This is a genomic window from Agrobacterium sp. MCAB5 (genome assembly GCF_052114365.1).
Classification (GTDB): Bacteria; Pseudomonadota; Alphaproteobacteria; order Rhizobiales; family Rhizobiaceae; genus Agrobacterium; species Agrobacterium tumefaciens.
In genome coordinates this window covers 1-13,320 of record NZ_JBFREP010000011.1, presented here as the reverse complement: position 1 = coordinate 13,320, position 13,320 = coordinate 1, and the positions used below count along the sequence as shown (strand labels likewise).

The 13,320-nt window shown below is 56.3% G+C and carries 15 protein-coding genes; 2 read left to right on the top strand and 13 right to left on the bottom strand.

Annotation, left to right across the window (positions count from 1 at the left end):
- Positions 1-12 precede the first annotated feature (12 nt).
- On the top strand, positions 13-966 hold the full coding sequence (gene speB / locus AB4Z23_RS21405) for an agmatinase (RefSeq protein WP_013761977.1): 954 nt from the start codon (positions 13-15) through the stop codon (positions 964-966).
- A gap of 210 nt (positions 967-1,176) precedes the next feature.
- Here the strand turns inward: speB and AB4Z23_RS21400 are convergent, their stop codons facing one another.
- The 6 genes from AB4Z23_RS21400 to AB4Z23_RS21375 all read right to left on the bottom strand — a co-directional run bounded on the left by AB4Z23_RS21400 (position 1,177) and on the right by AB4Z23_RS21375 (position 5,816).
- On the bottom strand, positions 1,177-1,851 hold the full coding sequence (locus AB4Z23_RS21400; RefSeq protein WP_035199831.1) for a 4-carboxy-4-hydroxy-2-oxoadipate aldolase/oxaloacetate decarboxylase: 675 nt from the start codon (positions 1,849-1,851) through the stop codon (positions 1,177-1,179).
- 101 nt (positions 1,852-1,952) lie between these two features.
- Positions 1,953-2,789, bottom strand: a complete 837-nt coding sequence (locus AB4Z23_RS21395) for an ABC transporter substrate-binding protein (RefSeq protein WP_019566615.1) — start codon at positions 2,787-2,789, stop codon at positions 1,953-1,955.
- Positions 2,790-2,819: 30 nt separating this feature from the next.
- Positions 2,820-3,581 carry an amino acid ABC transporter ATP-binding protein gene (locus AB4Z23_RS21390; protein ID WP_003518020.1) on the bottom strand — a complete coding sequence of 254 codons (762 nt, stop codon included), beginning with the start codon at positions 3,579-3,581 and terminating at the stop codon, positions 2,820-2,822.
- Entirely contained in the window at positions 3,578-4,336 is a 759-nt protein-coding gene (locus AB4Z23_RS21385) for an amino acid ABC transporter permease (RefSeq protein WP_003518019.1), read from the bottom strand. Before AB4Z23_RS21385 ends, AB4Z23_RS21390 begins: the two co-directional genes overlap by 4 nt.
- Entirely contained in the window at positions 4,333-5,040 is a 708-nt protein-coding gene (locus AB4Z23_RS21380) for an amino acid ABC transporter permease (protein ID WP_003518018.1), read from the bottom strand. Before AB4Z23_RS21380 ends, AB4Z23_RS21385 begins: the two co-directional genes overlap by 4 nt.
- Complete coding sequence (locus tag AB4Z23_RS21375) at positions 5,037-5,816, bottom strand: SDR family oxidoreductase (protein WP_441360753.1); 780 nt, start codon at positions 5,814-5,816, stop codon at positions 5,037-5,039. Before AB4Z23_RS21375 ends, AB4Z23_RS21380 begins: the two co-directional genes overlap by 4 nt.
- Before the next feature lie 210 nt (positions 5,817-6,026).
- On the opposite strand from AB4Z23_RS21375, the gene nac reads away from it, so the two are divergent.
- Positions 6,027-6,932 (top strand): nitrogen assimilation transcriptional regulator NAC, encoded by a 906-nt coding sequence (nac, locus tag AB4Z23_RS21370; RefSeq protein ID WP_003518016.1) that lies wholly within the window; start codon positions 6,027-6,029, stop codon positions 6,930-6,932.
- 45 nt (positions 6,933-6,977) lie between these two features.
- Here nac and AB4Z23_RS21365 read toward each other — a convergent pair whose 3' ends face one another.
- The 7 genes from AB4Z23_RS21365 to AB4Z23_RS21335 are packed head-to-tail and all read right to left on the bottom strand — an operon-like array spanning position 6,978 to position 12,974.
- Positions 6,978-8,183 carry a pyridoxal phosphate-dependent aminotransferase gene (locus tag AB4Z23_RS21365; RefSeq protein ID WP_082546185.1) on the bottom strand — a complete coding sequence of 402 codons (1,206 nt, stop codon included), beginning with the start codon at positions 8,181-8,183 and terminating at the stop codon, positions 6,978-6,980.
- Between the two features lie 49 nt (positions 8,184-8,232).
- On the bottom strand, positions 8,233-9,000 hold the full coding sequence (locus AB4Z23_RS21360) for a 5-oxoprolinase subunit PxpA (RefSeq protein WP_441360752.1): 768 nt from the start codon (positions 8,998-9,000) through the stop codon (positions 8,233-8,235).
- A 30-nt stretch (positions 9,001-9,030) separates the two neighbouring features.
- Positions 9,031-10,026 carry a biotin-dependent carboxyltransferase family protein gene (locus tag AB4Z23_RS21355; protein ID WP_441360751.1) on the bottom strand — a complete coding sequence of 332 codons (996 nt, stop codon included), beginning with the start codon at positions 10,024-10,026 and terminating at the stop codon, positions 9,031-9,033.
- Positions 10,023-10,730, bottom strand: a complete 708-nt coding sequence (pxpB, locus tag AB4Z23_RS21350; protein WP_441360750.1) for a 5-oxoprolinase subunit PxpB — start codon at positions 10,728-10,730, stop codon at positions 10,023-10,025. The genes AB4Z23_RS21355 and pxpB overlap by 4 nt, the downstream gene beginning before the upstream one ends.
- Positions 10,727-11,155, bottom strand: a complete 429-nt coding sequence (locus AB4Z23_RS21345; RefSeq protein WP_441360749.1) for an acetyl-CoA carboxylase — start codon at positions 11,153-11,155, stop codon at positions 10,727-10,729. Before AB4Z23_RS21345 ends, pxpB begins: the two co-directional genes overlap by 4 nt.
- A complete protein-coding gene (accC, locus tag AB4Z23_RS21340; RefSeq protein ID WP_441360793.1) occupies positions 11,152-12,510 on the bottom strand; it encodes an acetyl-CoA carboxylase biotin carboxylase subunit in 1,359 nt (452 codons plus the stop codon). The genes AB4Z23_RS21345 and accC overlap by 4 nt, the downstream gene beginning before the upstream one ends.
- A gap of 29 nt (positions 12,511-12,539) precedes the next feature.
- Positions 12,540-12,974, bottom strand: coding sequence for an acetyl-CoA carboxylase biotin carboxyl carrier protein (locus tag AB4Z23_RS21335; protein ID WP_421446206.1), 435 nt, complete (start codon positions 12,972-12,974; stop codon positions 12,540-12,542).
- Between the last annotated feature and the right edge of the window lie 346 nt (positions 12,975-13,320).

The window sequence follows — 13,320 nt, the reverse complement described above, 5'->3', positions numbered from 1 at the left end:
AAGGACATCTCCATGACTGCCCACGGCTATGACGGCGGACGATTGAACCTGCCATTCGTCGGTATTTCCACCTTTGCCAAAAGTCCCTACGTCGAAAACTGGGACGCGATCGACGCGGATGTTGCGGTTCTCGGTGCCCCGTTCGATTTTGGGACGCAATGGCGCCCCGGCGCCCGCTTCGGGCCGCGCAGCATCCGTGAGGCCTCCACCCTGTTTTCCTTCGGCCACGCGGGCGCCTACGATCACGAGGACGACGTCACATATCTGGAAGGCGTGAAGATCGTCGATATAGGCGACGCCGACATTGTTCATACCGATACGGTGAACAGCCACGCGAATATCGAGTTCGGCGTCCGCAAGATCCTTAAAGCCGGCGCACTGCCTGTGGTGCTTGGCGGAGACCACTCCATCAACATCCCTTGCATCAATGCCTTCAGCGATCAGGAGCCGATCCATCTGGTGCAGATCGACGCGCATCTCGATTTCGTCGATGAGCGTCACGGCGTCCGCTTCGGACATGGCAGCCCCATGCGCCGCGCCTCGGAAAAACCGTGGGTCACCGGAATGACCCAGCTCGGTATCCGCAACGTCTCCTCCACCGCAAAGGAAGGATACGACTATGCCCGCTCCCAGGGTTCGGATATTCTCTCCGTGCGCCAGATCCGCAAACTCGGCGTGGACGCCGTAGTGGAGCGCATCCCCGCGGGCAAGCGCTATTATCTTTCGATCGATATCGATGGCTTCGACCCGTCCATCGCGCCAGGAACCGGGACCCCGAGCCATGGCGGCTTCATCTATTACGAGGTACTGGAACTGATTGCAGGTCTTGCAAAGCGTGGCGAGATCGTCGGCATTGATCTGGTCGAGGTCGCGCCTGATTACGATCACACCGGCTCAACCGCCATTCTGGCTGCGCAGATTCTGCTCAACACGATCGGACGTATCTTCATAGCTCGGAACGCATAAAAAACCGCGATCCGCCCATACTGGATCCTTGGCCACGCAGCGCGCAAGAAGGGCCGCCCTTGGGGCTTCCTGGAGTTCGATGGTCTCGTCAGCCGTGAAGCCAAAAGCCCTCCGCGGGGGGAGGGCTTTTGTTTGCATTGATGTAGCTATGGTTGCGACGGTTTTAAAAGTTCAAAAACGCCAAACGCGCCTCGCTGCACCACACAAAAATCAGATATCAACGACAAGCCCCTTTGCCTTCAGGACGGGCTCCAGATTGCTAACTTCGATAACGGATTTGCCCTGCTTGTAAGCTTCAATGAAGCCCGCTTCAGCATCTTCGCGAATTTGCGAAAGACGTGCTGATTCCTGAGCGTCCGCACGACGCACAACCACCAAACCGTCCGCATCGCCAACAATGATGTCGCCGGGATTGACGATCTCATCGCCAATGATGATCGTATCGTTTACTGCGGCAATCGTTTCCTTGACGGTACCCTTGATGCAGACGCTGAACGAGAACACAGGGAAGCCAAGGTCTCGAAGCTGCAAGGTGTCACGCACACCGGTATCCGTCACCAGACCACCGATCCCCTTTGCAAGGCAGGCATTTGCCAGCACGTCGCCAAAGGAACCAGCCTCTTCGTACTCACCAGCTGAAACCACGATGATGTCGCCGGGCTTGGCGTAATTAATGGCCAGCTGCAACATGATGTTGTCACGCGGCGCGCATTTGACGGTAAAGGCGGGACCACACAGTTTCATGCGGTAATCGACAGGCTTGATGCGGGAGGAAAGTGCGCCCCTGCGACCCTGTGCCTCGTGGATGGTTGCCGGCGAAAACTTCGAAAGGGCTTCGATTTCTGCCTTGCTTGGCCGTTCTGCTATATCTTTAATGTGGATCATAAAACCTCCCACGGTAAGGCTGGCGGCGGGAACGTCCCGCCACTCGCATTGAGTTTAATTGTCATGTGTCAATCGTTGCCGTGGCTTGAAGCCAGGCGGGATCAGGGGATCGGGTCGAATTTCAGCTCGGAGAGCGGGACGACCTTGTCCGTACGGGTCATTTTGTATTCGGTATTCGGGCCAAGCCACTTGTCCCAGATTTTGTTTATCTCGCCGGAGGCGTCGAGTGTGCGCAGCACTTCATTGATTTTCGCTGTGAGGGCAGGATTGTCCTTTGCCATGCCGACACCGATCGGCTGATAGAGCATAGGCTCCTCGATCATGCGCATCGGTTTGCCCTTGGTCTTCGATTCATTGACGAACTTGGTGGTGGTCATGGTGTTGGCCACCATACCCCGCGCCTTGCCCTGCTGAACGGCAAGATAGGCAGAGGCAGTATCCTGGAAGGTCAGCGGCTCGGACTTGTTGAGCTTGATAGACATTTCAGAGGTCGAGCCCTTGGTGGAGGCGACACGCTGGCCCTCGTAATCCGACTTCTTCTTGCCGGCATCATCAACGGGCACGATCAGCATTTCCTTGGCGAGATAATAGGGATCGCTGAACTGAATCTGCTCGGCGCGGCTTTGTGTGTAGGCGAGATTGGCGACGGTGATATCGACGCGGCCAAGCTTGACTTCCGGCACACGGGCTTCCACCGACACCGGTTTGACTTCGGCCTTAACGCCCAGTTCCTTGGCGATCGCGTTGCAAAGATCAACGTCAAAACCGGCCATTTCACGGGTCTTCGGATCGGGTGCCGCGAATGGCACGACATCAGCAAAGGTTGCGCAACGAAGCACCTTGTTCGCCATGATCGTATCGAGTTGATCAGCCGCCGCTGGTGACGCGAGAGCGGTTCCAGCCAGTGCAACGGTAAGTGTCAGGCATTTCCAGTTCATGGTCAGTTCTCCTCTTATGATTGATTGGTATCAGTGGCGCAGATCGGAAAGGAACCGCTGCGCGCGCGGATGGCGTGGTGCTGTAAAAAACTCTTCCGGCGTCGCTTTTTCGAGAATTTCGCCGGCGTCGATGAACCAGATGCGGTCGGCAACTTCACGGGCAAAGCCCATTTCGTGGGTCACGCAAAGCATGGTCATGCCCTCTGCCGCGAGCCCCTTCATGACGGCCAGCACCTCTCCAACCATTTCCGGGTCGAGAGCGCTTGTCGGTTCATCGAACAACATGACGGGCGGCTCCATGGCCAGCGCACGCGCAATTGCCACGCGCTGCTGCTGACCGCCGGACAATTGCCCCGGATAGGCGCCGGCCTTGTCGGAGAGGCCTACCCGATCCAGAAGCTTCAAAGCTTTCTGGCGGGCAACATCAGGTGCGACGCCTTTCACCCGGATCGGGGAAATCGTGACATTTTCGACAACGGACAGGTGCGGGAAGAGATTGAAATTCTGGAACACAAAACCAACTCTGCTGCGCAGAAGATTGAGTTCCTTTGTCTTGGTTGCCGCGTGAATATCCTGCCCATCGAGCGTGATGGATCCGCTGTTGATCTCTTCGAGACGATTGACGGTACGGATCAATGTGGATTTGCCGGAGCCGGAAGGGCCGCAGATGACGATAACCTCGCCCCGCGCGACTTCGGCGTCGACATTCTTCAAAACCTCGTAGTCGCCATAACTCTTGCAGACATTGGAAATGCGGATGGTCTGCTGTGTTGATGATGCCGTGTTTGTCATGGCTGCTCCGTTATGATTTTCGCCTGCGCCTGCAATGCCTGTTGCCGGCGACCGACCACACCGGCACGGCGTTTGGCGATACGCCGCTCGACGGCATTTGCGAGATACGTCAAGCTCCAGCAAATGGCGTAGTAGACAACCGCGAGGATGAGGAAGACCTGGAATGGTTGGGTCAGAAGCTGATTATTGACCTGACTTGCCGCAAAGGTGAGGTCGGGTACGTTGATGACGTAACCGAGCGTCGTATCCTTGATCGTGGCGACGAATGTCGAGATCATGCTGGGGATCATGTTGTAAAGCGCCTGCGGCAAGATGATGAAGCGCATTGCACCGAGATAGCTGTGGCCAAGCGCTCTCGCCGCATCCATCTGCCCCGCACCAAGAGCGACAATACCCGCTCTTACGACTTCGCTGAGAAATGCGCCCTGATAGATGACAAGCGTCGTCAACATGATGACGAAGCTCGGCACGTCTGCGCCGGTCCACAGCGGAACGAGGAAATAACTCCACAGGATGAGCATGAGCAAAGGCACGCCGCGCGTGACATAGACCAGCCCCGTTACCGGCCACCGCAGGAGCCGCCACTTGGACAGGCGCGCCATCGCCATAAGGATGCTGACAGGAAAGGCCAGTGCGATGGCAAGGGCAGACAGGATGATCGTGTTCGCAAGCCCTCCAAGCGGGCCGTTCGGATATTGCCCGATCAGCAGCAGCAACCAGTTGTCATGAACGATGGTAATCATGTCGCCGATCATCCGCGTGCCCTCCACGCCGGATCAAGGCGCATCGAAAGATACGCACCGGCACCCATGATCAACAGCGAGAAGAAGAGGTACAGAACAGTTCCGACAAGATAGATCTCGAAGGTCTGGAAGCTGAGATTTTCAATTTCCTTGATGGCATGCGTCAATTCGGAAGCGCCGATAATGAGGGCGAGGCTGCTGTTCTTGAACAGGGAGACACTGTGATTGATGAGCGGCGGCAGGGCATTGCGCACGCCTTGCGGCATGATGATGAAGCGCATCGCGGAGAGATAACCGTGTCCCAATGCCTTGGCCGCTTCCATCTGTCCCGGGCTGACGGAGCGCAGGCCTGAACGCAGATCCTCACTGAAATAGGCTGCCTGACAGAGACCAAGACCCACCACGGCAAAGATCGCTTCGGCATTGTGACCGATCAGCCAGTCCGTCAAACCTGAAGGCAGGAGCGTGAATATCCCGAAGTACCACAGCATCAATTGCACGAGTGTGGGCACATTGCGGTGGTAGGAAACATAGGCCGCCACGGCGCGATCAGCAAAACGCGACGATGAAAACCGCACGCATAACAGGACCAGCGCAAGCGTCATTGCGAGAGACCATGACCCGATAAAGATGACGAAGGTCATCTGCAATCCGTGCCATAGCATTGCAATATATTGCGGGTCGCTCAGGATTGCCGACAGGTCGAAACCGCTCACGGCTTTTGTTCCTTCGCTGCGTCAGCTTGCGCCACAGTCTGCGGTTTGGCCGTCTGAAGTCCGCCCATAACCTGCAATGTCGGGGTAATTTCCATATGGCCGATATTCATGGAAACTGGCGCGGCAACGGCAAAGGCTATCGCGTCGGCAATATCTTCCGCTTTCGGCAACTCGAAACCATCGATGAAGCGCTCGCGCACGCTCGGATCGTTGCCGTGAACGTGAGTGAAGATATCCGTCGCCACGCGGCCGGGGCAGATCTCCGTTACGCGGACGCGTCTGCCGAATGCATCCAGCCTCAACTGGTTCGAAAGCATGGCGACACCAGCTTTAACGGCATGATAGGTCGAGTTGCCACCGAAATTATAGTTTCCGGCGATGGACGAGATATTGACGACATGCCCGCGATCACGCTCCACCATGCCCGGAACAATCAGCCGGCAGATGTGGAGAACGGCACGGAGATTCACATCGATCAAAAGGTCGATATCCTCCGCATCAGCCTGAAGGAACTTCTTCGGCCTGTCGACGCCGGCATTGTTCACGAGAATGTCGAACTGCACCTTGTTTGCAAGATCGGCAATTGCAGCGCGATCGGTAACGTCGATCGCGTGCGGTATGCAGCCGGTGCGTTCGGCAAGTTCATTCAGGGCGCCGGCGCTGCGGGCAACCGCGTGGACTTCAATGTTTTCGCGGCAAAACCGCTCGACGACAGCGGCACCGATACCGGATGAAGCACCGGTGACCAAAGCGGTCTTGTAATCGGAGAATGRCATTCTGATCCCCTTTTTTGTTACCATCAACACTAGCGAAGCTTTCCCTGCTTGCCTAAGACCGATTATTTTTGGAGTAATAAGTAAGTTTTATGGAGACCCGCAAACAGGCAATTAGAGACGGGATTCCGGGATGTTCTTGTTCCAGGCAGGAGCTTTCCGCTCTGGCGCCCAGATTGCAAAACGCGTGCGAGCCTGTAAGCTGCGCCAAGCATGGATATAAGACGTCTCAAATCATTCATCGTCATCGTAGACAGTGGCAGCATCACGCGCGCCGCAGATATTCTGCATCTGGCGCAACCGGCACTCAGCCAGCAACTAGCCGCGCTCGAAGATCATTTCGGCCAGAAATTGCTCATCCGCAGCCAGCAGGGCGTGACGATGACGGATGCGGGACATGCCGTTTACCGCCATGCACAGATCATATTGCGCCAGATGGAACAGGCGCAGGTCGACGTATCGGCGGCGGGTAACTCAATTGCGGGACGCGTCTCKGTCGGTCTGGTCCCATTCAGCAGCGCTGCAACGCTTTCCGTGGAACTGTTGGCGGAAACGCGGAAGCGACATCCGGGGATATTGATCCACCTGACGGAAAGTGTGGGACAAACCTATAGCCAGATGATCATGAATGGACGTCTGGAACTGGCATTGATCCACGGCGTCGGACCAATCAAGGGCGTAAAATTCGAGCCCATGCTCAGCGAAGAATTTTATCTTGTCGCACATCGCGATTTCGCAATCGAAGCGGATTCAAAACCGGTGCCGATCGCCGCGCTTGATGGCATGCCCATGCTGATGCCACCCGCGTATAATTTTGTCCGGCGCGCTGTAGACACGGCATTCACCCGCAGCCGGATCAATCTGAAGGTCGTCGCGGAAGTGGAAATCGTCAGGACGCTTGCCCGCGCCGTTGCAAGTGGTCTCGGCGCAACCATCATGCCAAAAGCCATTGCCAACCGGATCGTCTCGGAAACGAGCGAACCACTTATTTGCCGGCTGCTGTCGCCACGGATCGAAGAAACACTGTCGCTCTGCATGTCCGACCAGAATTCGCTGTCTGAGCCGGCTTTTGCCGTCAAAGATATCCTGGTGGAACTGACGGAAAAATTGAAACTTTAGAGTATCCTTTGGCCCGGCAACGGAGCCAAAGGATCGTTTTCAGGATCAACGCATATCCTGGCAGAACTGCGCAATGCGGGCGCAGCCTTCGCTCAGCATCTCCATGCTCGTTGCATAGGAGATCCGGAAGTATGGGCTCATACCATAGGCGGCGCCCTGTACCGTTGCCACGTGATGCTCATCCACCAGCGCCATCACAAAATCCACATCACCTTCGATTTTGCGTCCGCCCTTGGTGGTCTTGCCGATAAGCCCAGATATATTGGGATAGAGGTAAAAAGCGCCTTCCGGCTTATGGCAGCGCAAACCGTCAATCTCGCCGAGTTTGCTCAGAACAAAATCGCGACGGTCGCGATAGATAGCGGCGCGTTCTTTAAGAAGATCCTGGGGACCGTCCAGCGCTGCAATCGCTGCCGCCTGCGAAACAGTGGCAATGCCGCCGCCGTTCTGACCGTTTACATTGCTTATTGCGGCGATAAGTTCCTTCGAGCCGCTGGCGCAATAGCCCAGACGCCATCCCGTCATGGCGTAAGCCTTCGACACGCCGTTCATTGTCAGAACGCGGTCATAAAGCCGCGGCTCCACATCGGCAATTGTGCCGAATTCGAAGCCATCATAGACAAGATGCTCGTAAATATCGTCAGTCAGGATCCAGACATGGGGATGACGCAGCATAACCTCTGCGATTGCTTTCATCTCCGCACGGGAGGAGGCGGCGCCGGTGGGGTTGTTGGGAAAATTGAGAATGAGCCACTTGGTACGTGGCGTAATCGCAGCTTCCAAATCTTCGGCACGCAGTTTGAAACCGGTTTGTTCGACGCACGGCACAGCGACCGGAACACCCCCTGCGAATTTGACGATATCCGCATAGCTGACCCATGACGGGGTGGGAATAACGACCTCGTCGCCCGGATTGCAGGTTGCAAGCATGGCGTTGAAAATTACCTGTTTGCCGCCTGCGGAAACGATGATCTGGCTGGCATCGTAGGTCAGATTATTGTCCCGCTTGAACTTTCTGGCRATCGCGGCTTTCAGCGCAGGCGTGCCATCCATCGGTGGATATTTCGTCTGCCCGCCAAGGGCTGCTTCGTGCGCGGCCTCGATTGCGTGAGCAGGCGTCGGGAAGTCCGGTTCACCTGAGGAGAGGCTGACCACCTTGACACCCTGCGCGGCCAGCTCTCTGGCGCGTTGGGTCATGGCAGCGGAAGCGGAGATGGAGACGTTTTTCAGGCGGTCTGATGTAGAGGGCATCTGCATGATCTTTCAGTAAGATTTAGAGAACGGGCCAACCAGAGGCCCATTAAGACGCGAGTTCTGCGGCAGGCGCGAGCGTTGCGCCGGAGGCGCTGATTTCACTACGCACGATACGCGCCAGCTCCAGTGAACCGGGCGTATCACTGTGGACGAGAATGGAGCGAGCCGGCATTGTGATGACCGTGCCATCAATGGCTTCGACCGTGCCATCGGTCAGGAACCGGCGGACACGGGCGCGCACCGATGGTTCATCCTTGACCAGCGCGCCGGGAAGACCCCGCGCTACAAGGCTTCCCYTGGCGTCATAGGCGCGATCGGCCAAAAACAATGCCAGGGTCTTCAATCCAGCGCGTTTTGCCGCTCTCTCGATTTCGCTGTCCGGCGTTACGAACACCACAAGCTTCGGATCAACTGCAGAAATGGCATTCATCATCATATCGGCAAGCGCCGGGTCGCGATTGACCATATTGCCCATGGCCGCATGAAAACTGAAGTGCCCGACTTCGACGCCTTCGCTTTTGGCAATCGCGATCAAGGCCCCGAGCTGATAGAGCATCTGCTGTCTCAACTCATCCGGCTGGAAGGGCATTTCGCGTCGGCCGAAGCCTGCCCTATCAGGCAATCCCGGATGTGCGCCGATGCCGACGCCATTTTCTTTGGCAAGGCGAACCATTCGCGCCATCGTATCTGGCTCGCCGCCATGAAAACCACAGGCAATATTAGCCGACGATACGATCTTCATCATCGCTTCGTCGTCACAGAGCCAGTAAGGACCGAAGCCTTCGCCCATGTCGGAGTTCAGATCGATCTTCATCGTTTCCTCCCTTTGCTCCCTGGTTGTCCGTCAACCCATCGCATTCAGCGCTCGCTTGACCATTTGTGAGGTCTGGCGAACATCATCKACGTATTTCGCAACTGCCCGCTCGGCCACACGCGCTTCCTCGTGATTGGACYTCACGAATTTGATCTTCCCACCCGCGCGTGCCTGTCCTAACCGCCACAGGTCGGCTTCGATCACGCCGGCAATCTTTGGATAACCGCCCGCCGTATTTGCATCGCTCATCTGGATGATCGGCTCGCCACCTGGCGGCACCTGTACAACGCCCGGCATCACACCGTGGGAACGCATTTCGATGGCTTCGGTCGGTTTTATAGGATCACCCGACAGCCGGTAACCGGTCCGGTCGCTGCGGGAGGATATGCGCCAGATCTGGCTCCAGAATTCCTCGCCATCATTGGCAAACAGCTTTTGTTCACCGGCCGGAATAGCACGTATCGGCAAAACGCCGTCCACTACAGGCGGGAAAATATCGCTTAAAGCCACGGAAGGCTCAACTACACCAAGCCCGTTTGATGGCAGTGGTAACAGATCGGCGGAAGCCCCTATTTCGAGCCTGTCACCTTTTGCAAGCGGTCGCCCATCGTGACCGCCGAAACTGCCGCGCAGTGCCGTGCTTCGAGATCCCATCAAAACCGGAACGTCCAACCCGCCCGTAACCGCGACATAGGCGCGGGCGAGTTTCGGCGGCTGCCTCAGTTCCAGTATCTGACCTTCCTTGCCGATATGAGCGCACCAGGAAAGCAGCTCTTTCCCGTCAAGCAACGGGCGCCCATCCGTCCCGGTAACGGCAAATGTTGCTGTTTTCGTAAAACGCAATTTGAATGGAAAAGTCTGGACCTCGATGACGGCAGCATCTGCGGCATTACCGGTCAGAATATTGCCGATCTTAAGCGACAGAGGATCCATGGCACCGCCAGCAGAAACCCCGATGTCACGGTAACCGGGGCGACCGAGGTCTTGCACGGTGTTGAAGGGGCCGGTTTCGATAATCTCGATCATAGCTCGATCCCTGTAGGTATGAAGCGAACCGTATCTCCGGGTGCCAAAAGAGCTGGCGCAGAAGAGGCGGGATCGAACATCTGCAAATCGGCGTAACCGATGGAATTCCACCCATTCGGTCCGGTCAACATCGCCACACCCGTCTGCATTCCACCGATCGTCACGCAACCCTTTTCCATCTTGATCGATGGCACAGTTTTTCGGGGCATATAGATGCGCGCATCAAGACCATGCAGATAGCCAAAGCCCGGCGCGCTCCCAAGCGCGAAGACGCGGTAGGTCGCCTCATGGTGAATCCGCACGACTTCGCGGTCGCTCAGCCCTGAAAAATCACAGATGGCTGGAAGGTCGGCAGCGTATTCGCCCCCATAATGTACCGGTATTTCAACTGTCTTCCCGACAATATCCAAACTGGCTGCTTTATCCCAGGCATCGAGCAACTGAGACACGATGGACTCTGGATCTTCAGGCGTTTCCTTAAAAATCGCCAGAAGGTTCGTCATGCCGGGAATGACTTCCGCAACACCTGCCCAGACTTTTACCGYTTGCGAAAGCGCCCAGATCCAGCGTTGTGCTGGCAGATCAAATTCGCCGGATGCTTCGAGCAAGAATGACCGGGAGCCTATGAACGAAACGCGCGCCTGGCCTTTGATGACGGGCTGGATTTCGTGACGAGGTGCTAGAGTGTTCGATGTCGCAATCATGATTGAAGCTCGATTTCGAACAGCGGATCACCAAAACCAACCAGAGCATCCTGCACGGCAAGCTGATTGACGAGCGAACCGTTACGACCCGCGACAACGGGGATGAGAATGTGGTCGATCCGGATAAATCCAATCACGTCATCTGCAGCAACCAAACGCGGAAGATWTTGCATTTTTGCAGGCAGAGCAGGCTTAGAAGAGCAGAAGAGACCGGCAATCGGCGCTTTTACCACCACTTTCGAAACAGCGCCCTTTGGTGAGCAAACAGTGCCGGCGACGGAAATTGCAGATCTTGCCGAAGCAGAAACAATAATGCGTACCTGACCCTCAGGCGTCGTGATTTCCACGCCATCCACGCCTGCATCCGTCAGCATATCGGTCAAAGCTGTGAGTAAGACAGGGTCGCTAAAGTCGGGCCTGCTCATGCCGCGTTCCGTTCTTTTAGCCATTGTTCAAGATAGTGAATGTCTGTTTGGCCCTGCGCAAAAGCSTCGTCCTCAAACAGGGCGCGCAGGAGCGGAAGATTGGTCGAAATACCCTCCACCCGTGTACCCGCAAGCGCTTGGCGCATCCTAACCATGGCTTCAGCACGGGTCGGCGCATGTACGATCAACTTGGCGATCAAGGAATCATAATAGGGTGACACCCGGTAGCCGACATGGATATGGGTATCGACGCGAATCCCCTCTCCTTCCGGCAGCACAAGATCGGTCACGATGCCTGCCGAGGGGAGAAACTTATCAGGATCTTCGGCATTGATCCGGCATTCGAAAGAATGTCCGTCGCAGATAACATCTGCCTGCCGCAAGTCCAGAGGCTTACCCTGCGCCGCCTTGATCTGGGCCTGAACGATGTCGATGCCGCTCGTCATTTCCGTGACGGGATGTTCGACCTGCAAGCGCGTATTCATCTCGATGAAATAGAACTTGCCGTCTTCAAACAGGAATTCGAAAGTTCCCACCCCGCGATAGCCAATCTGTCGGCAAGCCTCGACGCAAGCCATACCAACCGGCTGGATCACATCGACCGAAATTCCAGGCGCTGGCGCTTCTTCGACCACTTTTTGATGACGACGTTGCATCGAACAGTCGCGGTGACCAAGCCAGACGGCATTGCCGTGCGTGTCGCACAAGACCTGTATCTCGATATGACGGGGATGCTGGAGAAACTTCTCCATGTAGAGGACAGCAGAGCCAAAAGCCTGCCTCGCCTCCTCCCTCGTCAAGGTAATGGCTTCGTGAAGCAAGGCAGCTTCCTGCACYACTCGCATGCCACGCCCGCCACCACCGCCCGCAGCCTTGATGATGATTGGATAGCCGATCTCATTCGCGATACGCTCAACCGTTGCGGCATCCTCGGGAAGCGCTGTATCCGGTCCCGGTACACATGGCACACCGGCCGCAATCATTGCCCGTTTGGCAGCGATCTTGTCGCCCATCGTGGAGATCGACCTTGCGTCTGGACCGATGAATACGAGACCGGCATCTTCGACCGCCTGAGAAAAGGCGGCATTTTCGGACAGAAATCCATAACCGGGATGGATCGCACCGGCACCCGTCAGACGGGCAGCGATTAAGATGGCATTCTGATTGAGATAGCTCTTGGCAGCATTCGCCGGGCCAACACAAAGGAAGGTGTCWGCCGTTTGRCCATATGGAGCCTGCCTGTCCGCCTCAGAGCAGATGGCYACGGTCTTCAAGCCCAATTCGCGGCAGGCGCGCTGAATGCGTGCAGCAATTTCACCCCGGTTGGCAATCAGGACCGTGTCGAAACCCGGCATATCCGATGTGGTGTTGAGACCTTCCGTCACTACGCGATCTCCGCCAGCAAATCATTGGCCTCAACCTCGCCACCATCAACCTCCGTCAGATAGGTGATCCGGCCAGCGCGTGGCGCAACAATTTTATTGAAGACTTTCATGGCTTCGATAATGAAGAGGGCCTGCCCCTCCTCGACCACATCTCCAGCCTCGACAAATGAAGGTTGTCCCGGCGCGGAAGCGCGATGCAAAACGCCAAAAATCGGGGCATGAACGGAGGTCGCCGATGTGGTGCCAGGAAGGATCGACTCCGACTGATCGATTAGGGCGTTATCCTCGGCTTTAACCGAGACATTGCTGCCAGTCTCTGTTCGAGGTGCGGTTTTGAATATCCGCACAGTTACCCTTTTCTCTGTCACCATGAGTTCGGTGACGTTCGTTCGTCCGACAAAATCAATCAGCGTCTTTATCTTCGGCAGGTCCATAAGCRTACTCGGCATTGTCCAAAGCCACCCGGTAATCCCGCACGATCGGGGTCACTTTCGGCTGCCTTAGACCTAGCACGATAGGSTGTTTGATGGGGTCAGAAGAACTTTTGATGGAGGTGTTCTATTAATAGAGGCCGTGAGCCTGTTGAGTTCGCGAAGCTCGAGTGGGCGTAATGGATCGACCGCTGCACGCCATCAGAGCCCCACGTGGCTATACCGCCAGCAATTCATTTGCGGTATCCAAGGCCCTAAACGCAAGGTGCCCTCCGGGATGGGAGGGCTTTGTTGTTGATAGTCTTGAAGATATTGGTTGCGGGGGCAGGATTTGAACCTGCGGCCTTCA